Origin of the sequence: Marivita hallyeonensis (assembly GCF_900129875.1) — a bacterium.
Taxonomy (GTDB): Bacteria; Pseudomonadota; Alphaproteobacteria; order Rhodobacterales; family Rhodobacteraceae; genus Marivita; species Marivita hallyeonensis.
Genome location: NZ_FQXC01000003.1, coordinates 405,585 through 426,422 on the forward strand (window position 1 = coordinate 405,585; position 20,838 = coordinate 426,422).

Genomic DNA, 20,838 nt, shown 5'->3' on the forward strand with positions numbered 1-20,838 from the left:
CGTCCAACACGCACGAGGCCCGCGCAATGATCGATCTGTATACATGGACCACCCCGAACGGCCGCAAGGTTTCGATCCTTCTTGAGGAGCTTGGTGTGCCGTACACGGCGCACGCCATCGACATCGGCAAGGATGATCAATTCGCGCCGGGCTTCCTCAAGATCTCACCCAATAACAAGATCCCGGCCATCGTCGATCAGGAGACGGGATTGTCGCTCATGGAAAGCGGCGCGATCCTCTTGTACCTCGCGCAGAAGCACCAGCGCTTCACGGTCGAGGGAGAGGAGTACTGGCGGATGGTCGAGTGGTTGATGTGGCAAATGGGCGGATTGGGTCCCATGCTGGGTCAAGCGCATCATTTCCTGAAGTTCAATCGCGGCACGTCCGACTACGCCGAAACACGTTACGGCAAAGAGGCGCAACGTCTCTATTCGGTGCTAAACACGCGGCTTGATGGCCGGGATTACGTGGCCGGAGAAGGCAACGGCGCTTACACCATCGCAGATATGGCGATCTTCCCCTGGATCGCCCGCTTCGAGTGGCAGGACATCGACCTGAACGCCTATCCAAACGTGAAGGACTGGTATCTGCGCCTAGCCGACCGACCTGCGGTGCAAAAGGGCTATCACGTGCCGAAATTCGTGTCGGATCTGCCAATGCCTTGAAGCATCCGATGGCGTACTCAAGTGTCATGATCTGTGTGTTGGTCGCACACAAAAGAAAAACCCAAAAGTCGCTGTCGCGGAAAACAAGGGAGATTTGCCTTAGCTGACTCATCGCGCTGAGCGAAGAGGTTTAGCAGGCCTTCTCAATCGGGGTTTTTTTGGGGGGAGATCTCGATCAGGCGATCCATGGGAAAACTGGATGTTCCAAGTGAGATGTTAGAACGGGCAGGACCTGCCGGTTATCAAGCGCTTGACGTGAGCTTGGCACATGCCCGGGAATTGACCTTTACTGCCGCCTATCCAAGAAGACCTTTTCAACCGTCTGCTGACTGCCCCAGCCTCGTGCGATGGTCGCACGCTCGCGTCGGTGAGAAGGTAGTTCAGACGATAGGGGATTCAGGCTTTCTAGACGTCCTTCGCCTCGGGCATGTTCTCGGGTGGGTCGTCGTAGACGGACCAGCCGTAGGTGGTGGCGCTGTCTGGGAGGTCTTCTCCGTTCACGTTCCGCGCGAGGTAGGCCTTGGCGATGAAGTTCGCGGTGATTGGCGCGGTCAGGAACAGGAAGAGGGTGATCAGCAGCTCGTGGATCGAGAGGTGGCCGGTCTTGGCGTAGAAGTAGATCATCGAGGCGATGAGGACGCCACCGACGCCCAGCGTCGTCGCTTTGGTGGGCGCGTGGAGGCGCTGGAGGCTGTCCTTGAGTTTGATGAGACCATAGGAGCCGACAAAGCCGAAGATGCCGCTGATCACGAGGAAGACCGAGATGAGGAGTTCTGCTACGAAGTTCATGCTGTGCCCCTCACTCGATTATGTCGCCGCGCAAGAGGAAGCGGCAATAGGCAACGGTTGAGACGAAGCCGACCATGGCGACGAGCATCGCAGCTTCGAAATAGATCGCGGTGCCGCGCCAGACGCCGTAGAGCACCAGAAGCGCGATAACGTTGATGACCATTGTGTCGAGCGCAAGAATGCGGTCGGCGGCGTTGGGGCCGACGGCAATGCGCCAGAGGTCCATCAGAAGCGCTACGCCATAGCAGATGGCGGCGAAGAACAGGGCGTATTCGATCATGGGAAGATCTCCATCAGGCGCCGTTCGTAGCGGGACTTGATCTCGTCGCGCACGGCGTCGGGATCGTCGGTATGCAGGCAATGGACCAGGATCGAGTTGCAGTCGGCGGCCAACATCGCCGAGACTGTGCCGGGGGTCATGGTGATGGTGCCCGCCAGCACGGTGATCGCCTCGGCCGATTTCAGCTCGATCTCGATCGGAATCCAGTGGGTTTTGATGTCTTCGTCTTTCTTGAAGAGGATGATCATCGCCACCTGCACATTGGCGACGATGATGTCCCAGAGCACGATCAGCCCGTATTCGATGATCTTGAGCGGACGGCTGATGCGGGGACGGTTCGGCCAGTAGGGGGCAGTGACCATCGGGATGACGAGGCCAAGGGCCGCGCCGAGGATCAGGTTGCCCAGAGTCACCGTGTTCACCAATCCGATCCATACGAGGACGAGTGTCAGGCTGAGAAACGGGTGCGGGATCAGTGTGCGGAGCATGGCTTATCCCTCTTCCGGCTGTTCCAGAACGGCAGCGACATAGCCGTCCCGATCAAAGAGTTGGGCGGATGTGTCTTCCAGATAGGCCGAGACCGGTCCGGCAAAGGCCGCCAGAGCCGCCAGAACGGCCAAAGCAAGCATGCTGGGGGCGACCTGTAGCGCGGTGGCGTGGTTGGGCGGGGCAACGTCCTCCAGCCCGCTATTGTCAGCCTCCGGGGTCATGGCAGTCGATTTCCAGAAGAGCGTGCTGCCCGCGCGGGCGAAGCCGAGGATGGTGAGGAGCGACCCGATCAGGATCGCGCTCCAGGCCCAGCCCATCACGCCGGGTTCGCGCATTGCGTCGAGGACCAACAGTTTGCCAAGAAAACCGCTGAGCGGGGGCATCCCGGCCATGGCGATGGCCGCAGCGAAGAAGAGAGCGGCGAAGAGGCCGTTCTGCACTGTCGCCGGTTCCGGGATCAGTCGATCCGCGCTGCGGCGGCTGACCACGAGATCTGCGATCAGGAAAAGGCAGGCGGCGGCGAAGGTGGAGTGGACCATGTAGTACAACGCAGCAGAGGTGGCCGTGGGCGAGAACGCCGCGACCGCGACAAGCAGCGTGCCCATGGAGCCGACGACCGAAAAGCCGATGAGCGGCATCAGGCGGCGCGCGCCGAGGACGCCGATGGCACCGATGGCAATGGTCACGATGGCCGCCGGGAAAAGCCACGTGCCCGCCAGCCCTTCTGTACCCGGTATGCCGGGGCCGAAGGCGGTCGTGTGGACACGGAGAATCGCGTAAGCGCCGACCTTGGTCATGATCGCGAAGAGCGCCGCAACCGGAGCGGGCGCGTTGGCATAGGTTGCGGGCAACCAGAATTGCACCGGGAAAAGTGCCGCTTTTACGGCGAAGACGATCATCAGAAGGATCGCCGCAACGCGCACGAGCGCGGCTTCTTCTGGGGGGATCTGCGGGATGCGCTCGGCCAGATCGGCGATGTTGAGCGTGCCGGTCGAAGCGTAGAGCGTGCCGAGCGCAAAGAGGAACAGGGTGGAGCCTGCGAGGTTCATCACCACATATTGCAGCCCTGCGCGCATGCGGTCCTTGCCACCCGAGTGGATCATCAGCCCGTAGGACGCGATAAGCAGCACTTCGAAGAACACGAAAAGGTTGAAAACGTCACCGGTCAGGAAAGCGCCGCAGATGCCCATCAGCTGAAACTGGAAGAGCGCGTGGAAATGACGGCCCCGATTGTCCCATCCTGTGGCGATGGCGTGGATCAGCACGATCAGCGCCAGCACCGTGGTCAGAAGCACCATAAGCGCCGACAGCCGGTCGAGGACCAGCACGATCCCGAAGGGCGCAGGCCAGTTGCCAAGCTTGTAGAGGAAGGTCTCTCCGCCTGAGGCCATCACGGCGAGACCGATGGAGATGCCCACCAGCAGGATGGTCGTGGCCACGGAGGCCGACCGCGCCAGCGTGATGTCCCAACGCATGACGAATCCGATCAACGGCGCGACCATCGCGGGCAAGACAACGGGCAGGATGATCCAATGCATCACGGCTGGACCTCCTTGCTGTCGTCTTCTGCTTCGATATCGATCTTGTCGCTGTCGGCCTCAAGGAACGCGCCGAGGCCGATCATCACCAAGACGGCTGTCATGCCGAACGAGATCACGATGGCGGTGAGGACCAAAGCCTGGGGCAGAGGATCGGTATAGGTGGCCTCGCCATACTTCGACAGGATCGGCGACTGGTCGATGGCCAGACGTCCGCTGGCAAAGAGGAACACGTTCACCGCGTAGGACAGCAGCGCGAGACCCAGGATCACCGGGAACGTCCGGAGCCGCAGGATCAGGTAAACGCCCCCCGCCGTGAGGATGCCCACGGAGCTTGCAACGATGATCTCCATATCAGGTGCCTCCCTTCGCGTCTTCGACATGTTCGCCGGGGTCGTAATCCATCGCGGCCTCGTTCACCGTTTCCCCGGCCGAGCGCGCGATGCGGGACAGGCTGTAGAGCATCAGCATCACCGCGCCGAGAACCGTCAGGAACACGCCGAGGTCGAAGAGCATCGCGGTGGCAAGTTCGAACTCTTCGATGGGTGGCAGATGCACATAAGTGTAGGCACTTGTAAGGAACGGGCGTCCCGCCAGCCATGAGCCGACACCGGTTAGCGCCGCGATCACCACACCAAGGCCGATCATCGTGTGATACTCGATCTTCTTGCGCTCCTGCGTCCAGGCGAACCCCGATGCCATATACTGCATCAAAAGCGCAATCGCGATCACGAGACCCGCCACAAAGCCGCCGCCGGGCTGGTTGTGACCGCGCAGGAAGATGTAGATGCCGACGACCACGGCGATCGGCATCAGAACGCGCGTCACCACCACCATCATCAGCGGGTGCCGGTCGCGGGACCGGTCCTGCGTGTAATCGGTGTTCTTCAACCGCCGTGCGGCTGGGCCATCGAGCAAGGCATGCATCAGCGCGTAGATCACGAGACCCGCGATGCCGAGCACGATGATCTCGCCGAAGGTGTCGTAGCCCCGGAAGTCCACAAGTATGACGTTCACCACGTTCGTCCCGCCGCCGCCTTCGTAGCTGTTGGCGATGTGGTAGTCGGAGATCGTCTCGATGTCCCGCATCAGGAACGCGTAGGCCAGCGCGCCGACTCCGCCGCCTGCCGCAAGCGCAATGATCCCGTCACGGAAGCGCATGGCACCCGAGCTTTCAGCGGGTGTGACCTTAGGCAGGAAGTGCAGCGCCAGCAGCAGGAGCATGATCGTCACCGTCTCTACCGAGATCTGCGTCAGAGCAAGGTCGGGCGCAGAGAGATAGACAAACCCGGCTGAGATCGACAGACCGATGATGCCGATCAACACGAGCGCTCGGAACCGGTGGTGGTGCATAACGACCACCGACACCGTTGCGACGACCAACATGACCCAACCGACTGCGATAACGATCGGGACGGGCAAAAGCTCCCGCGTCGGTGCGGAGAGGCCCGAGCCAGAATAGGCGATCCACCCAAGGGCGACAGAGGCGACGGTGAAGATCGCCAGATAGCGCGAAATCGCTCCGTTGTGGGTGGCATCAGTGATCCGGCGCATCAAGGCGACGACGCTCATGATCAGCGCGTCGAAGATCGCCTTCGCCTCGGGACGGGGCGTTGCGATCCACGCCTTGTCCAGTGGACGGTGCAGCAGCAGCAGGACGAGACCGCCGAGAACGGCGATGATCGACATCCACAGGGCAGGGGTTACGCCGTGCCAGATCTTGAGATGCGGGTCGAGCTCTGCGCCCGTTACAGCACTTGCCGCCGCCCGGACGATCCCGTCCGCAAGAAACGGCGCAACGCCAATCACGATGACCAATGTGCAAAGTAGGGCGGGGGCGAGCCACATGCCCGCGGGCGGGTCATGCGGGTTCGACGGGTAGTCGTCGCGCACCGGGCCCAGGAACACGTGAGAAATGAAGCGGAAGGAGTAGGCGACCGATAAGAGCGCCCCGAACGTCGCCAGCACCGGCACCACATAGTAGCTGTCGAGCCATTTGGTGTGAGAGGCTTCCTCGAGCATCATCTCTTTCGACAGGAACCCGTTGAACAGGGGGATGCCCGCCATGGACAGCGCCGCCACCGTCCCAATGAGGAAGGTGATCGGCATCAGGTGCCTGAGGCCGCCAAGGCGCTTGATGTCACGGGTATGCGCTTCGTGATCGATGATCCCGGCGGTCATGAAGAGTGCGGCCTTGAAGGTCAGGTGGTTGATGATGTGAAACACCGCCGCCACCGCCGCCGCCTGCGTGCCGAAGCCCAGAAGCATGGTCAGGAGGCCCAGATGGCTGACGGTCGAAAACGCCAGAAGCGCTTTCAGATCGTCCTTGAAGAGCGCGATCAGAGCGCCCATCACCATTGTGATGAGACCCGTGGTCGCCACGATGTAGAACCACGCATCCGTGCCGGCGAGCGCGGGCCACATGCGTGCCATCAGGAACACACCCGCCTTCACCATCGTGGCCGAATGCAGGTAGGCCGAAACCGGCGTCGGCGCCGCCATCGCGTGCGGCAGCCAGAAATGGAACGGGAACTGCGCGGATTTGGTGAACACACCCAACAGGATCAGGATGAGCGCGGGCAGGTACCACTCGGATGCCTTGATCTGATCGCCCGCCTGCAGAATGTCCGTCAGGTTGTAGCTGCCCACGATATTGCCGAGGATCAGCATCCCCGCGATCATCGCAAGGCCGCCAGCACCCGTGACCGTCAGCGCCATCTTCGCGCCTTGACGCCCCTCGGGCAGGTGCTTCCAGTAGCCGATCAACAGGAAGGACGACAGCGACGTCAGCTCCCAGAAAATCAGTAAAAGCAGGATGTTGTCCGACAGCACGATCCCCAGCATCGCGCCCTGGAACAAGAGCAAATAAGTATAGAACTGCCCCATCGGATCATCGCCCGACAGGTAGAACCGCGCATAGAGGATTATCAGCAGGCCGACGCCCGTGATCATGCAAGCGAAGAGCAGTCCCAGCCCATCGAGGAAGAACGATGCCGACAATCCCAGTTGCGGCATCCATTGAAGCTCTGCCTGGATGACTTCCCCCCGCATCACATCGGGCGCGAGGATCAGCAGCATGATCAGGGCCAAAGCGGTCGGCACCGCCGTGAACCACGCGCACGCCGTCCGCCCCGCCCGGATCATGACGCCCGGCACTAGCGCGCCAACAAATGGCAAGAGCGCAATGATGATCAGCAGCGTGCCTTCGTGGCTCATGTCCCCGCCCTATGTGAACTCTGGCTCCGACATTGGATAACGACCAGTGCGGGCGGTGTAAAACGGTGCTTTGCGGATCCGTGTACGGTAGTTTGACGCGCCTTGGCATGCGACCCGCGACCGGTGACTACACTTTCACCCAGCGGAGAGCGGTGGCGTGCGGCGCCGATGCAAGCCCGTTTATGATGACGTGTCGCGTTACCCCGTGGGCACGGGCTCACACCATAAACGGATCGTCCAGCACGCCGACGAGCGGCATGAGGAACTCTCCGGTGTCGGGATCGATTTCCGCGTTCAGTTCGTCTGGCGCGTGTTTCACATCACGCTCGCGGGAAGTGCAGGTTGGTTCTCGGCAAGTAGACTTCAGGGCCGACGATTGCGTCGCCATCCTCCTTAGCCAGAGGTACTTTTTTTCGCACGCCCCGGCGTTGCGCGGCACACTGCAAGTATGAACGCGATTTCCTGCCAGTTTCATCTTGAAAGCATTGCGTCAACAATGAGGGCTCAGGGTACTGCGTCCTGTGAGTGCTTAGCGCAGTGATGTCGGAAAGGAAGGTGACTGAGTTTGTCACCTTGTCCGAAACGGATGAGCGTTCTTACAGGTCACGCGGTGTGATTTGGTGACTTCAGAGATCAGTGGATTAGCATCGAGCAACTTTAGCGTAATCGACGCTCACGGGTATTCGATGTGACCTGATTACACCGCTCTGATTTAACAGACAATTTAGACCATGAAGACCCTTACGGGTCGTTGTCGCGTCGGCTTCCTTGCGATCATGCGGTTAGCGAAGAAAGGGACAATCGCCTCATCTTGGCGGGATTCCACCTTTTTCTTTCGGTGAGGACATTGAGACCGCACGCAATTTTTGGTTGATCATTAACCATTTCTTACAACATTATGGCGCATATTGTTCTGTTTAGGCGGGTAAGCACTAATGTCATTCAGAACAGGGTTCGGGAGATGGACGCGCAGACTCCAACCGAGGTGCAGAAGCGCCGGGCTCCAACAGGATTTGAGACAGGAAAACGCGTTTTCGACATCGTCGTCGCGGTTCTTTTGATGCCAGCACTTTTGCTTTCAGCCGCTGTGCTCACTATCCTCAATCCGTTCTTCAATCCCGGACAGCTGTTTTATCGGCAAGACCGTATGGGCCGTCATTGTGAGCCTTTCACAGCGTTGAAATTCCGTTCGATGTCGCAGCACGGCGACGGGTTAAGGGGTGCCAGCGATCCAGTTGAGCACCATCGTATTACCGGGCTTGGTCAGTTCATCAGATGCTCCCGGATCGATGAGGTGCCGCAGATCATCAATGTGCTGAAAGGCGAAATGAGCCTGATTGGGCCGCGTCCGGACTATCTTCCACACGCGCGTCAATTCATAATGACGGTTCCTGGATATCACGCGCGTCATTCGGTTCGACCCGGGATCAGCGGATTGGCACAAACCGAGGTGGGATACGTGCAGGGTCCGCTTGAGACCCGCCAAAAAGTCAGCGCGGACCTCTATTATATACGAAACACGTGCTTCATTCTGGAAGCTTGGCTCGTCTGGCGCACTCTGTGCACGATGTTTGGCTTAAAAGGCCTTTGACACTCGCTTCGCTTGCGGCAAAGCCTGAATTCTGAAAAGCAACCCGCTTAGAATAGCTGTAGGTGTTCGCGAGTTCATTCACGATTGTACCGGTTAGGATAACCGGGATCAGGGGATCCCTGCTAATTAAAATGAGATTGACCTGCTACAATTGTTTGGCACGCTCTGGCGTAGAAAATAGATCATCGCTCTTTGCGCAGCGGTGGCTGTCGCGATTGGCGGATACTACGCATACCGAATTGCCATCCGCAAATTCTCGGCAACCACGACAATCGCCCTTCAGGTTCAGGGGTCGCAAATTGTCGATATTGAGAGTGTGGTCTCGGGCGTGTCTTCGGACTTCACCTCCCTCAACACCGAAATCGAGGTCATCAAGTCGCGAAAGCTCGGTGAACAATTGGTGCAGCGATTGAATCTTACGGCGGACCCGGACTTCAATCCGTATTTGGGCGAGCAGCCGGAGCCATTTTACCAGAGATACCTAACCGAGTGGTTCGGTATCGAACCTGAACCAATGGCTCCGCCAACAAACGCCGAAATGTTCGACGCAACCGTCGCAAACGCGATGAGCACGATCAGCGCCGCGCTTCAGAGAAACACTTACATCTTCACTGTGACCTCAAAGACTGTTGATCCACAGAAGTCCGTTCTTTTGGCCAATACTCTGGCCGACATATACATCGCGGATCAGATTGCAGTGAAGTTCGAGGCGACCGAGAACGCCGTTGCCTGGTTGTCTGATCGCGTCACAGAGCTTGAAATCGAACTCAAGACAAAAGAGGACGAGATCAAGGAGCTCCGCGGTCGGTCAAATCTCATCAGCCCGGAAGCCTTGGAAGCGCTCAATCAGCAAGCGAACGATTTGCAGGATCGGCTTGACGATCTTCGATCCATTGCGGGCGGTGCCGAGGCGCGGCTTGCGGAATTGCGCGGACTTCAAGCGGACGGCGATCCGCAGGCAATGCGTTCCGCCTTTGCCGACCCGGTTTTGCAGAGGTTGTTTATCGACCTGCCCGCAGGTGGGTCACAGGCGCGAGATCTCTTCGGCAGTCGCTTCGCTTTGCTCGTCCAGCGAGAGGCGAATGACACCGAGCGCGCGGTTGCACAGGCGGTCTCGCTTGAGCGATCCTATGCCGAACTCCAATCCGATATCGCCGAGAAGACGCAGGATCTTGTCGCGCTGCAGCAGTTGGAACGCGAGGCTGAGGCGACGCGTGTGTTGTACGATACGTTTTTAGCGCGCCTGAAGGAAACGACCGTGCAAAGAGGATTGCAGGAAGCCGACGCCCGTGTCTTGTCGCCTGCGATCAACGGATACTACGTCGAGCCACGAAAGACGCGAATCCTGGCGCTCTCTCTCATCTTGGGAAGCATGCTTGGTATCGGCATCGTTCTGCTTCAGCAATTCCTGCACAACGGGTTCCGCACGGCAGAAGACCTTGAGCGCCACACCGGCATCAACGTGATGGGGCAACTGCCCAAGATGCCGATTTCGCGGCGCAATCAGCTCGTTGATTACCTTCAACGGAAACCGACATCGGTGGCGTCGGAGGCTATACGAAACTTACGCACATCGGTCGTTTTGTCGAACATCGACAATCCGCCGAAGGTCATCATGTCGACCTCGTCCATTCCGGGCGAAGGCAAGACAACGCAAGCGATTGCATTGGCGCATAACTTCGTTGGGTTGGGGAAAAAGGTCCTTCTCATAGAAGGAGACATCCGCAGACGCGCCTTTGGTCAGTACTTCATCAACGTACCCGAAGGCGGCGTCGTTTCGGCGTTGTCGGGTGAAAAGCCTCTCGATGAAATTGTCTTCCACGACCCCACTCTCGGCGCTGACGTTTGGATGGGTCTGATGGCACGCCGTGACGTGCATGGCTTCGTTGGCGCGTCACCGGAACTGAATGCGGGCGACACAATCCGCATACTGTCAGGCCCGTTCGCCGATACCGTGGCAAAAATCGAGACACTGCAGGAAGGCGAGCGGCTTCGGATCCTAATGGACCTGATGGGTCAATCGGTGCGTATGTCCGTCGCGTCGAACCGTGTTGAGAAACTGAAATAAACTCTCGCAACAAGCCAATAGTGAAAAAAGGCCATGCGGGAGATGGCTTTCCGGCTCTAAACGGGATGCCGCTTATAACCCGTCAGCTCCTCAAGCGGAACTGTCGCGGAACTCATTTTGCGGAGACTTGATCGGGGAATTCCGAACTCTGGCAAAATAGTCCATTCCGCAAAGAAGAACCGGGCCACTTTAGTGGCCCGGCGAAGTAAGTGATGTCTATCAAGCTCAGCGCAGATCGAAGCGGTCCGCGTTCATGACCTTGGTCCAGGCCGCCACGAAGTCTTTCGCAAACTTCCCGGCGTTGTCGTCCTGTGCGTAGACTTCTGCATAGGCTCTGAGGATAGAGTTAGAGCCGAAAACCAGGTCCATGCTGGTGGCGGTCCATTTGACATCACCAGACTTGCGATCGCGGATTTCGTAGGTGTCGTCGTCCATCGGGTGCCAGCTGTTCGACATATCCGTGAGGTTGACGAAGAAGTCGTTGGTCAGAGCGCCCTCGCGGTCGGTGAAGACGCCGTGTTTGTTGCCATTGTGGTTGACGCCCAGCATGCGCATGCCACCAAGAAGCACGGTCAACTCACCCGCCGTCAGACCCAGCAACTGCGCCTGGTCAAGCATCAGCTCTTCCGGCTTCACCGCGTACTTCTCTTTCTCGTAACTGCGCATCGCGTCCACGAGCGGCTCCAGCACGTCGAAACTGGCGTGGTCCGTCATTTCGTCGGTGGCGTCGCCGCGACCCGGTGCAAACGGCACCTCGATGTCGTGACCGCCCGCCTTGAGCGCCTGTTCCAGACCGACATTGCCCGCCAGCACGATGACGTCTGCCACGGACGCACCGGTTTCCGCCGCGATGGGTTCTAGGATGCCCAGCACTTTCGCCAGACGCTCGGGTTCGTTTGCGGCCCAATCCTTTTGTGGGGCCAAACGGATGCGGGCACCATTGGCACCGCCGCGTTTGTCAGAGCCGCGGTAGGTGCGGGCGCTGTCCCAGGCGGTGGCGATCATCTCAGCAGGTGTCAGACCGCTGTCGGCGATCTTGGCCTTCACGGCGGCCACGTCATAAGACGTGCTGCCGGCCGGGATCGGATCCTGCCAGATCAGGTCTTCCGCCGGAACATCCGGTCCGAGGTAATTCACCTTCGGACCCATGTCGCGGTGGGTCAGCTTGAACCACGCGCGGGCGAAGGTGTCGGCGAAATACTCGGGGTCCGCGCGGAACTTCTGGCAGATCTCGTTGTAGACGGGATCGACCTTCATCGCCATGTCGGCATCTGTCATCATCGGTGTGCCGCGCTTGGAGGGATCGGTCGCATCGACCGGTTTCTTGTCCTCCGGCATATCCACCGGTTCCCACTGGTTCGCGCCAGCGGGGGATTTGGTCAAACGCCATTCGTAGTCGAAGAGGTAGTCGAAATAGCCCATGTCCCACTTGGTGGGGTGCTGGGTCCACGCGCCTTCGATGCCTGAGGTAAACGCCTTGGACGCCTGGCCGCCATGGTCCGGGTTGTCCCAGCCGAAACCCTGGCTGTGCACCGGGCAGCCTTCGGGCGCGTCGCCGATGGTTGTGCCATCCGCGTTGCCGTGCGCCTTGCCAACGGTGTGACCGCCGCAGGTGAGTGCTGCGGTTTCCTCATCGTTCATCGCCATCCGCTTGAAGGTTTCGCGCACGTGGAGTGCGGTGCGCGCCGGATCAGGCTGACCGTTCACGCCTTCAGGGTTTACGTAGATCAGCCCCATGTGAACCGCGGCGAGCGGATTGTACATGGTCGCCGGCTCGTCCAGGTCGCCGTAGCGATTCTCGGACGGGGCGAGCCATTCTTCCTCGACCCCCCAGTTCACGTCTTCCTCGGGTGCCCAGATGTCTTCGCGGCCGAACCCGAAGCCATAGATCTTCAGCCCCATGTCCTCGTAGGCCATGTTCCCCGCGAGGATGATCAGGTCGGCCCAGGACAGCGCGTTGCCGTATTTTTTCTTCACCGGCCAGAGCAGACGACGCGCCTTGTCGAGGCTCGCATTGTCGGGCCAGGAATTGAGCGGCGCGAAACGGATGTTGCCGGTGGCCGCACCGCCACGGCCGTCGCCCATCCGGTAAGATCCGGCCGAGTGCCACGCCAAGCGGATCATCAGACCGCCATAGTGACCCCAATCCGCTGGCCACCATTCCTGGCTCTCGGTCAGCAGGGCTTTCACATCAGCCTTCACGCCCTCGAAGTTGAGCGCTTTGACCGCCTCGCGGTGATTGTAGTCGGGATCCATTGGGTTGGTGCGCGCGCCGTGCTGGTGCAGGATTCCGAGGTTCAGCGCCGACGGCCACCACTTGGTGACGCTGTTGCCGGTTCCGGTATTGCCGCCATGCATGACGGGGCAGGCACCCGTTTTGTCGAGATTATTGCCGTCCATGATCATCTCCCCTCAGACTGAATCAGTGAAACTCTGGAATTGTTCTAAACGCCCGCTTCGATTAATTCCAATTTGATAAACTTACTTGTGTGATAAGCTGCACTAATGATTGGTGTGACCCTCAAACAGCTTCACTACTTCGATGCGCTGGCACGCCATCAGCATTTTGGGCGCGCGGCAGAGGCGTGCGCCATCTCCCAACCTGCCTTGTCGTTGCAGATCAAGGAACTGGAGACACTGTTCGGCGCACTGCTTGTCGAACGTGGCACACGGAAGCTTCGCCTGACACCGCTCGGCGAGGACGTTTTGCGGAAGGCGCGCGAAGTTCTTGTGTCGGTGGAAGAGCTTGAAGACCTGATGCGAGCGGCACAAGGTCCGCTGGCTGGGCGGTTCCGGCTCGGCGTGATTCCCACGGTCGCCCCTTACCTCTTGCCCGATACGATTGCGGCGCTGTCGTCGCGCTTCCCGGAGATCGAGCTCGAGCTGCGCGAATCCATCACGCAGTCGCTCGTCGAGGACTTGCGCGATTCACGGCTGGACGCGGCCATCGTTGCGCTGCCGATTTCCGAACCGTCTTTGCGCGAATTCTCGCTGTTCAACGAAGATTTTGTTCTGGTGCGTCCCGCCAAGGACGCGGACAAGCCTGTGCCGGGTCCTGCCGACCTGCGCATGATGCGCCTTCTGTTGCTTGAAGAAGGCCACTGCTTTCGCGATCAGGCGCTGTCGTTCTGCGAGATGCGCCAAGCACAACCGCGACAACTCATGGAAGGCAGCTCTCTGTCTACACTTGTCCAGATGGTCGGCGCGGGTATGGGTGTGACGCTGATCCCGGAAATGGCCATGAATGTCGAAACGCGCTCTGCCGACGTCTCAATCGCCCGCTTCCCACCACCCCGCCCGTCCCGCACCATCGGCATGGTTTGGCGCAAGTCCAATCCTCTTGCGGACCAGCTGATGCAGGTCGGCGCGATTGTCCGGGGTGTGGGTCAACGCGATACGCAGAACCGAGCAAGTTGACTGTTTCATCGTTCGTTGAGTGGTAAGCGATCAGACCAAAGAATTTCGGGACCATAATGTGCTCCCAACAGTCACTGTGGGCGCATTGATTCACTGCTTCGGGCTGATTTGCTAAAAAACCGGAGGGTCCGGCCGACGCCGAAACCCTCCGTCCCCGCGCTCCCAAGTCACCACGCGCGTCAACTGAATATGGTTTCGGTCATCCTGACCTGCTCTGATGGGATAGCGCTTTGGGACGATTCTAACAAACGATAAGCTCTGACATTTTGAGTCGATTGCGGTTTGTCGGGGTGTTCGCCACACGTTTTCTAGGACAGGTGTGTTCGCGAGCGGAAGGTGCACATCCGCCCAACCCAGTCTAACTCCGCTCGGCTGGCATCGTCTTTGAAAATTGAACGTTTCGGTCTCGAAGATAGCTTTGGTCTTTGGAGCTCTCGATGCTCAGCGAAGACTGCATTCCCTGATCACCCAGACCGATTGTGAAAACTTCGGCTGCGAGATTCCGCTGTGTCTGTCGAAACGCAAAAGACGCCCCACGTGAGGGCGCCTTCGCAAATTGAACCGAATTGTGGCTTTAGTTGTAGACCGACTCTTTGCCGAAATGCTTGGTCAGCATGTAATAAACCACTGCGCGGTACTTGTTGCGCTCGGATTTGCCATAGGTCTCGATAACAGAGTGGATCGCATCCATCAGCTCGGGCCCGTCTTTCAGACCAAGCTTCTTGATGAGGAAGTTCTCCTTGACGGTCTCAAGTTCCGCGGGCTGGGACCCGGCGACGGTCGACGCGTCCGCGTTATAGATCGCGGGGCCGCAGCCAATCGTGACCTTGGTCAACAGGTCCATGTCCGGTGTCATCCCGCACTTGTTCTTCAGATCATCTGCATATTGCGCGATCAATTCGTCTCTCTTACCCATCACTGTCTCCCTGTGAAATCACTGGTGCGCCTCCGGTTGTGCGCCCCTCGGGCGGGAAACTGGCAAAAACATCCGCATCGGGCAACGAAAAATACCGTTTTGCGTTCCACTGGCGTGTTTTCCCCCTAGAGTAGGCGCGATTGCCACGGAATGCTGGCTTTGACGTGTAACGATGGGAGAACATCATGGGTCTTTGGAATTTCATGAAATCAGCCGGACGCAAACTCGTCGGCAAGGACGATCTGCCGACGGCGGCCATTCTGGAAAAAGAGGTCGCTGATCTGGGGCTCGACACCAAGGGAGCCGAGATCAAGGTCGATGGCGACAAGGTGGTGGTGTCGGGTGGAGACATGACCCAGGAAGAGCGCGAGAAAGTCATCCTCGCTGTCGGCAATGTCGAGGGCGTCGCCGCGGTCGAAGCGGACACATCGGGTGATCCGATCTTCCATACCGTTGAAAAAGGCGACACGCTTTGGGCGATTGCAGAGAAGACCCTCGGCAGTGGCGCGCGGTACAACGAGATTTTCGAGGCCAACCGCCCGATGCTCTCCCATCCGGACAAGATCTACCCCGGCCAAACCCTGCGCATTCCGCAGGACGCTTGAGTCGATAGCGGCGGGGTGCTGACGCGAAGGTCGTCAGGTCATGAACGGTGAATCGAGAATGCCGATGACCTGAAGTAGGAACTCTCCGTCAAACGGGTTCTGCGCACTCTGGAAGAAATCATCGACGGCATCGACAGCCGCGTTGAGCCCCGCTTGGCTTCCATCGAAAAGCTCCATCACGGCTTGGGCGTTTTCCACGTTCGACATGCCACGGTGAACTGCAAAGTACGCGCCAAGATCGACCTTGTCGTTTAGATACTCTTGGTCTTCGAGTTGCTGCATGACGAAGTCGAGACCGTGCTCGATCTTCAATGGCGCTTTTGCGCCCTTCAACACTTCGAGGATGAATTGATCGCGCGATACCGCGCCGCTGTCGAGCGCCTCAACCCAGAACGCAATGCCAGACGCGTCTGGCGTTCGGCCCAGCACATTGTCGTATACCGACGTCGCAAAATCGAACGCGCTGATGCTGTCTGGGTAGGTGTCGCGCGTCTCGTCCTGATCGGTAAACAGTGCCGCCAGCTCTTTTAGGGTCGCGCCATTTGCGTAGGCTGTGGCCCAGAAGTTGAGCCCGATGGAATCGGGGGCGCGATTGAAGTAGGCGATATACAACTCGATCAGTGCCTCGAGTGATGCACTATCCAGCGTCGCGGCACCGCTGAATTGCGACAGGTCGAAAGGTCCATCGAAAAGGTCGATTTCACTTCCGAAATCGATCAGCTCGACTCCATCCAGCGCGATGGTGCCGAGGCCAAAGAAATGATGGTCGGACACCGCGACCCCGTCAGGCCCTAGCACAACGGTGTAATGCGACTGCTCTCCATCGAAAAAAGCGATATCAGTGTCGTCGCGGCCGCTGATCCTCTTTAATCCTGCAGTGGCGGTGAGCGTGTCAGCCCCGGATGTGCCGATCAGGAATTGGTCGTTGTCGTCCGGATCAATAATTATGACAGGTTCCGGGGCGGCTGGCATGGCGGCCGCTGGCTTGGGGTTGCTGGTCAGGGATTTTGATGTGCCCTGAAGATCGTAATAGAGGAACTGCACGCTCAATTGCGCGTCAAGATCGGCATAGCTTACGGTATATTCCTGCGATGTGGCCCCGTCGATCGATTCGCCATCGCGCAACCATTGATACGAGATTGAATTGGTATTGATGCCGACTTCGTCGTTTACGCCGTTCGGGCGCGCCAGCAGTCGCTCGCCGATGACAGCGGTGCCAAGAACGACCAGAGGATTCAACGGCTCTACCCCGTCGGGAAGTGGTGTTCCGTCAGGCGGCACCGTCGGTTCGGGATCGCTTGTCACCACTTCGGTCGTGCCACCGAAATCCTCGTAAGTGTAGCGCACGCTGATCTGCGCGCCCTCGTCCGCCGGCGAAACGCGATAGGTCGTGGCGGTGGCACCCTCGATCACGTCACCGTCGCGCAGCCATTGAAAGGTCGCCGTGGCGTAGTTGATGCCGTCTTCGTCGCCCAGCGCGTTGGGGCGCGCGATAAGCGTTTGGCCAACGTAAGCGTCCCCGAGAATGGTGACAGGACCTTTCGGATGGTGGTTGGTCGTGTTCAGGAGGGTCATAATGCTGTGTTCAGTCAGTCTTTGGCTCCGGCGAAGCGGTCAGGCTCCATCCGGCAGGTGTGGTCTGTCTTGTCCCGGTTCGTCAGTTGTGAGTGGCGAACGAAACGGGTCGGTTGCGAATGTTCGAATAGCCGAGGTGTCGAGTGGCTGATAAGAGTGGATTTTGCATGGCCTATCATGCCGTTGTGGCAAGGCAAGTGTGACGGGATGCAGATCGGCAGCAAATGGCCGACTGAAATATCACAGTCCCGTTAACGCCGTTCAAGTGGCGTCGACTCGGCTCGCGGTATCGGTACGGGCAGGCCATAAATCTTTGATTTATATATACAATTATTTGTCCACGTCATCGACGATCTGAGACTTTGCGTTAAGTCTGCGTTTCGCAGGCAACTCAAAGATGTTGTTGAAATGCCACAGTTGCCTGACTGTGCGGTCAAAATCCTAACAACGCCCACCCAAGACGGGCGGACGCCATCGAGTCGTTCAGTAGCGGTAATGCTCCGGCTTGAACGGGCCTTCCGGCTTCACGCCGATATAGGACGCCTGTTCCGGCGATAGCTGGGTCAGCTTCACCCCGATCCGGCCCAGATGCAGACGGGCGACCTTTTCGTCGAGGTGTTTCGGCAGGATGTAGACCTTGTTGTCGTAGTTCGCACCGTTCTTCCACAGTTCGATCTGCGCCAGCACCTGATTTGTGAAACTGGCAGACATGACGAAGGATGGGTGGCCGGTGGCATTACCAAGGTTCAGCAGGCGGCCTTCGGAGAGCAGGAGGATGCGGTTGCCCGAGGGCATCTCGATCATGTCCACCTGTTCCTTGATATTGGTCCATTTGTGGTTCTTCAGGCTGGCCACCTGAATCTCGTTGTCGAAATGGCCGATGTTGCCGACGATGGCCATGTCCTTCATCTCGCGCATGTGCTCGATGCGGATCACGTCCTTGTTGCCGGTGGTGGTGATGAAGATGTCGGCGCTGTCGACCACGTCTTCTAGCAGAACCACTTCAAACCCGTCCATCGCGGCCTGAAGTGCGCAGATCGGGTCGGCTTCAGTCACTTTCACACGCGCTCCGGCACCCGCAAGAGACGCAGCAGAGCCTTTGCCAACATCTCCGTAACCACAGACCACGGCGACCTTACCTGCCATCATTGTGTCCGTGGCGCGGCGGATGCCGTCGACGAGCGATTCCTTGCAGCCATACTTGTTGTCGAATTTCGACTTGGTGACCGAGTCATTCACGTTGATCGCCGGGAAGGGCAGCTGGCCCTCGCGCATCAGTTGATAGAGACGATTGACGCCGGTGGTGGTCTCTTCAGACACGCCTTTGATCGCGTCCCGGGTCTTGGTGAACCAGCCGGGGGACGCCGCCATGCGCTTTGCGATCTGCTTCTTGATGACCTCTTCTTCCTCGGATTGCGGCACCGGGATGATGTCCTCCCCGGCTTCGACGCGGGCACCGAGCAAAACATAGAGTGTCGCGTCACCACCATCGTCGAGGATCATATTGGCGCCTTCAGGGAACATAAAGGACTGGTCGAGATAGTCCCAATGCTCTTCCAGCGTCTGACCCTTGATCGCAAAAACCGGCACACCTGCTTCGGCAATCGCGGCCGCGGCGTGGTCTTGGGTCGAGAAGATGTTACAAGATGCCCAGCGCACGTCCGCGCCCAGCGCAACGAGTGTCTCGATCAGGACGGCAGTCTGGATCGTCATGTGCAACGACCCCACAATGCGCGCGCCCGACAGCGGTTTCTCCGCTCCGTATTCCTCGCGCAGTGCCATCAGGCCCGGCATTTCGGTTTCGGCGATATCCAGTTCCTTGCGGCCAAAGCCAGCTAGCGAGATATCCTTGACGATATAGTCTTTTGCCATGTCTGGCGCTCCTGAATGTCCTGCGTTTGGTCGTGCAGGTAGCACGGGGTTGCACCTGCGGCAATGCGGTGCAGATTGGTGCGCGAAAGAGGTGATGTACGATGGCAAAACCCCCAAGAGCGTGGCAGCGCATGCTGTCGGGTCGCAGGCTTGATCTGCTGGATCCGACACCTGTCGATATCGAGATCGAGGACATCGCGCACGGGCTGGCCTTTGTCGCGCGGTGGAATGGGCAGACTTTTGGGGACTTTGCGTATTCAGTGGCCGAGCATTCGCTTCTCGTGGAGACGTTGTTCACGCGGCTGAGTTCGAAAGCCAGCGCCGCGGAGCGGTTGACCGCGCTTCTGCACGATGCACCGGAATACGTGATTGGCGACATGATCTCTCCGGTCAAATCGGCGGTCGGGCCGGGATATGGTGCGTTGGATGATCGGTTGTCAGCGGCGGTGCATATCCGGTTCGGTTTGCCAGCAGTGACCCCCGCACGGCTGAAGAAACAGATCAAGAAGGCAGACCGCATCAGCGCATGGATGGAAGCGACCCAGATCGCCGGGTTTACGCGGGCGGAGGCCGACAGGTTCTTCGGTGCGCCCGACCTGGACTTGATTGCGGATCTCCAAATTGTATTGCGGCCGCCGGTCGAGGTCCGGAGCGAGTTCACCGCGCGTCATGCAAAGCTTCTGGAGCAGATGTCATGATTGCCGTGCGTCGGGCCGGTATTCTGGACGCGCGGGAGATGGCGGAACTTCTGAACGCGATCATCCGCAAGGGTGGCACGACTGCGTTCGTCACAGAGATCGACAGGGATACGATACTTGGCTGGTTTGCGAAGGTTCCGAACAGATCGGTCTGGCATGTGGCCGAGGATGCGGACGGGGTGATCCTTGGGTTTCAATCGATTGAACCGCACCCAGACCTCCCACCGGATGCGTGCGATATCGCAACATTCGTGAAACTCGGGCAGACCGGGCTTGGCATCGGATCAAAGCTGTTCGAGGCGTCCCAGCAGGCCGCCATTGGACTGGGCTATGCCTGGATCAACGCCACGATCCGCGCCGACAACACCGGGGGCCTGACGTATTACCAAAGCCGGGGCTTCGAGGATTATGCGCGGCACAGGGACGTGCCACTTGGCAATGGTCAGATCGTCGACCGGATCAGCAAGCGCTACGACCTCACGTAGGTCGAACAAGCATGTCGGACTTAGCGGGGGCTGCGCTTGGCCAGAATGCGCTGCAGGGTCCGGCGGTGCATGTTCAACCGTCGCGCGGTCTCGGACACGTTGCGATCGCACAGCTCGTAGACCCGCTGGATGTGTTCCCAGCGCACGCGGTCGGCGCTCATCGGGTTTTCCGGCGGCGGGGGCAGGTCGTCGCCCTTGGCCAGCAGCGCGTTGGTGATGTCGGTGGCGTCAGCGGGCTTGGACAGGTAGTCGGTTGCACCGATCTTGACGGCGGCGACCGCGGTTGCAATCGCACCGTAGCCCGTGAGCACGACAACCCGGCTGTCCGGGCGCTTTTCACGGATCACTTCGACCACGTCGAGGCCGTTTCCATCCTCAAGCCGCAGGTCAACAACGGCGTAGGCGGGTGGCCGGGCGGTTGCGATGGCCGAGCCAGCCGTCACTGACGGGGCGGTTTCAACCTCGAACCCGCGTTTTTCCATGGCCTTGGCAAGGCGTCTCAGAAATGGCTCGTCATCATCGACGAGAAGCAGGCTCTTGTCTTCACCGATGTCTTCCGCAGTGCGCTCGCTCACGTGGTTCCCTCCCGTGCGATCCATTGACGCACAGTAATAGTGCCGTTTTTTTCAACATC

At 59.1% G+C, this 20,838-nt stretch carries 18 protein-coding genes; 7 read left to right on the forward strand and 11 right to left on the reverse strand.

Annotated features, from left to right (window positions below; genetic code table 11):
* The first annotated feature begins 26 nt into the window (after nt 1-26).
* The gene (locus BUA42_RS11375) at nt 27-665 is read left to right on the forward strand and encodes a glutathione S-transferase family protein (protein ID WP_072777922.1); all 639 of its coding nucleotides are present in this window, start codon (nt 27-29) and stop codon (nt 663-665) included.
* Between the two features lie 405 nt (nt 666-1,070).
* On the opposite strand, the gene BUA42_RS11380 is transcribed toward BUA42_RS11375, so the two are convergent.
* Genes BUA42_RS11380 through BUA42_RS11405 form a run of 6 tightly spaced genes read right to left on the reverse strand, consistent with a single transcriptional unit; the run spans nt 1,071 to nt 6,977 of the window.
* Nucleotides 1,071-1,454, reverse strand: a complete 384-nt coding sequence (locus BUA42_RS11380) for a Na+/H+ antiporter subunit G (protein WP_072777923.1) — start codon at nt 1,452-1,454, stop codon at nt 1,071-1,073.
* Between the two features lie 10 nt (nt 1,455-1,464).
* On the reverse strand, nt 1,465-1,734 hold the full coding sequence (locus BUA42_RS11385) for a K+/H+ antiporter subunit F (RefSeq protein ID WP_072777924.1): 270 nt from the start codon (nt 1,732-1,734) through the stop codon (nt 1,465-1,467).
* Nucleotides 1,731-2,222 carry a Na+/H+ antiporter subunit E gene (locus tag BUA42_RS11390; protein ID WP_072777926.1) on the reverse strand — a complete coding sequence of 164 codons (492 nt, stop codon included), beginning with the start codon at nt 2,220-2,222 and terminating at the stop codon, nt 1,731-1,733. The genes BUA42_RS11385 and BUA42_RS11390 overlap by 4 nt, the downstream gene beginning before the upstream one ends.
* 3 nt (nt 2,223-2,225) lie before the next feature.
* On the reverse strand, nt 2,226-3,764 hold the full coding sequence (locus BUA42_RS11395) for a monovalent cation/H+ antiporter subunit D (RefSeq protein WP_072777928.1): 1,539 nt from the start codon (nt 3,762-3,764) through the stop codon (nt 2,226-2,228).
* Nucleotides 3,761-4,114 (reverse strand): Na+/H+ antiporter subunit C, encoded by a 354-nt coding sequence (locus BUA42_RS11400; RefSeq protein ID WP_072777930.1) that lies wholly within the window; start codon nt 4,112-4,114, stop codon nt 3,761-3,763. The genes BUA42_RS11395 and BUA42_RS11400 overlap by 4 nt, the downstream gene beginning before the upstream one ends.
* Before the next feature lies 1 nt (nt 4,115).
* Nucleotides 4,116-6,977: a monovalent cation/H+ antiporter subunit A gene (locus BUA42_RS11405; protein WP_072777933.1), complete on the reverse strand. Its 2,862-nt coding sequence runs from the start codon at nt 6,975-6,977 to the stop codon at nt 4,116-4,118.
* A 961-nt stretch (nt 6,978-7,938) separates the two neighbouring features.
* On the opposite strand from BUA42_RS11405, the gene BUA42_RS11410 reads away from it, so the two are divergent.
* On the forward strand, nt 7,939-8,568 hold the full coding sequence (locus BUA42_RS11410) for a sugar transferase (protein WP_084066201.1): 630 nt from the start codon (nt 7,939-7,941) through the stop codon (nt 8,566-8,568).
* 184 nt (nt 8,569-8,752) lie between these two features.
* Entirely contained in the window at nt 8,753-10,636 is a 1,884-nt protein-coding gene (locus BUA42_RS11415) for a GNVR domain-containing protein (protein WP_281249788.1), read from the forward strand.
* Between the two features lie 225 nt (nt 10,637-10,861).
* Here the strand turns inward: BUA42_RS11415 and katG are convergent, their stop codons facing one another.
* Nucleotides 10,862-13,036: a catalase/peroxidase HPI gene (katG, locus tag BUA42_RS11420; protein ID WP_072777936.1), complete on the reverse strand. Its 2,175-nt coding sequence runs from the start codon at nt 13,034-13,036 to the stop codon at nt 10,862-10,864.
* Nucleotides 13,037-13,141: 105 nt separating this feature from the next.
* Here katG and BUA42_RS11425 point away from each other — a divergent pair, with 105 nt between their 5' ends.
* Nucleotides 13,142-14,053: a hydrogen peroxide-inducible genes activator gene (locus tag BUA42_RS11425; protein ID WP_072777937.1), complete on the forward strand. Its 912-nt coding sequence runs from the start codon at nt 13,142-13,144 to the stop codon at nt 14,051-14,053.
* A 574-nt stretch (nt 14,054-14,627) separates the two neighbouring features.
* Here BUA42_RS11425 and BUA42_RS11430 read toward each other — a convergent pair.
* Entirely contained in the window at nt 14,628-14,969 is a 342-nt protein-coding gene (locus BUA42_RS11430) for a DUF2853 family protein (protein ID WP_072777938.1), read from the reverse strand.
* A 185-nt stretch (nt 14,970-15,154) separates the two neighbouring features.
* Between BUA42_RS11430 and lysM the strand changes: the two genes are divergently transcribed.
* Complete coding sequence (gene lysM, locus BUA42_RS11435) at nt 15,155-15,574, forward strand: peptidoglycan-binding protein LysM (RefSeq protein WP_072777939.1); 420 nt, start codon at nt 15,155-15,157, stop codon at nt 15,572-15,574.
* Between the two features lie 33 nt (nt 15,575-15,607).
* Here lysM and BUA42_RS11440 read toward each other — a convergent pair whose 3' ends face one another.
* Both BUA42_RS11440 and ahcY read right to left on the reverse strand, forming a co-directional pair.
* A complete protein-coding gene (locus BUA42_RS11440; RefSeq protein WP_072777940.1) occupies nt 15,608-17,149 on the reverse strand; it encodes a DUF4214 domain-containing protein in 1,542 nt (513 codons plus the stop codon).
* Between the two features lie 483 nt (nt 17,150-17,632).
* A complete protein-coding gene (ahcY, locus tag BUA42_RS11445; protein ID WP_072777941.1) occupies nt 17,633-19,021 on the reverse strand; it encodes an adenosylhomocysteinase in 1,389 nt (462 codons plus the stop codon).
* Nucleotides 19,022-19,122: 101 nt separating this feature from the next.
* Between ahcY and BUA42_RS11450 the strand changes: the two genes are divergently transcribed.
* Nucleotides 19,123-19,719: an HD domain-containing protein gene (locus tag BUA42_RS11450; protein WP_072777942.1), complete on the forward strand. Its 597-nt coding sequence runs from the start codon at nt 19,123-19,125 to the stop codon at nt 19,717-19,719.
* Nucleotides 19,716-20,204, forward strand: coding sequence for a GNAT family N-acetyltransferase (locus BUA42_RS11455; protein ID WP_072777943.1), 489 nt, complete (start codon nt 19,716-19,718; stop codon nt 20,202-20,204). The genes BUA42_RS11450 and BUA42_RS11455 overlap by 4 nt, the downstream gene beginning before the upstream one ends.
* Nucleotides 20,205-20,224: 20 nt before the next feature.
* Here BUA42_RS11455 and BUA42_RS11460 read toward each other — a convergent pair whose 3' ends face one another.
* On the reverse strand, nt 20,225-20,779 hold the full coding sequence (locus BUA42_RS11460; RefSeq protein WP_072778427.1) for an ActR/PrrA/RegA family redox response regulator transcription factor: 555 nt from the start codon (nt 20,777-20,779) through the stop codon (nt 20,225-20,227).
* Nucleotides 20,780-20,838: the final 59 nt, after the last annotated feature.

Bases quoted from the DNA above. Each gene is read 5' to 3' on its own strand.
- BUA42_RS11375 (WP_072777922.1), top strand. From the start codon at position 27: ATGATCGATCTGTATACATGGACCACCCCGAACGGCCGCAAGGTTTCG.
- BUA42_RS11405 (WP_072777933.1), bottom strand. From the start codon at position 6,977: ATGAGCCACGAAGGCACGCTGCTGATCATCATTGCGCTCTTGCCATTT.
- katG (WP_072777936.1), bottom strand. From the start codon at position 13,036: ATGGACGGCAATAATCTCGACAAAACGGGTGCCTGCCCCGTCATGCAT.
- ahcY (WP_072777941.1), bottom strand. From the start codon at position 19,021: ATGGCAAAAGACTATATCGTCAAGGATATCTCGCTAGCTGGCTTTGGC.
- BUA42_RS11380 (WP_072777923.1), bottom strand. From the start codon at position 1,454: ATGAACTTCGTAGCAGAACTCCTCATCTCGGTCTTCCTCGTGATCAGC.
- BUA42_RS11385 (WP_072777924.1), bottom strand. From the start codon at position 1,734: ATGATCGAATACGCCCTGTTCTTCGCCGCCATCTGCTATGGCGTAGCG.
- BUA42_RS11400 (WP_072777930.1), bottom strand. From the start codon at position 4,114: ATGGAGATCATCGTTGCAAGCTCCGTGGGCATCCTCACGGCGGGGGGC.
- BUA42_RS11430 (WP_072777938.1), bottom strand. From the start codon at position 14,969: ATGGGTAAGAGAGACGAATTGATCGCGCAATATGCAGATGATCTGAAG.
- BUA42_RS11440 (WP_072777940.1), bottom strand. From the start codon at position 17,149: ATGACCCTCCTGAACACGACCAACCACCATCCGAAAGGTCCTGTCACC.
- BUA42_RS11390 (WP_072777926.1), bottom strand. From the start codon at position 2,222: ATGCTCCGCACACTGATCCCGCACCCGTTTCTCAGCCTGACACTCGTC.
- BUA42_RS11425 (WP_072777937.1), top strand. From the start codon at position 13,142: ATGATTGGTGTGACCCTCAAACAGCTTCACTACTTCGATGCGCTGGCA.
- BUA42_RS11450 (WP_072777942.1), top strand. From the start codon at position 19,123: ATGGCAAAACCCCCAAGAGCGTGGCAGCGCATGCTGTCGGGTCGCAGG.
- lysM (WP_072777939.1), top strand. From the start codon at position 15,155: ATGGGTCTTTGGAATTTCATGAAATCAGCCGGACGCAAACTCGTCGGC.
- BUA42_RS11410 (WP_084066201.1), top strand. From the start codon at position 7,939: ATGGACGCGCAGACTCCAACCGAGGTGCAGAAGCGCCGGGCTCCAACA.
- BUA42_RS11455 (WP_072777943.1), top strand. From the start codon at position 19,716: ATGATTGCCGTGCGTCGGGCCGGTATTCTGGACGCGCGGGAGATGGCG.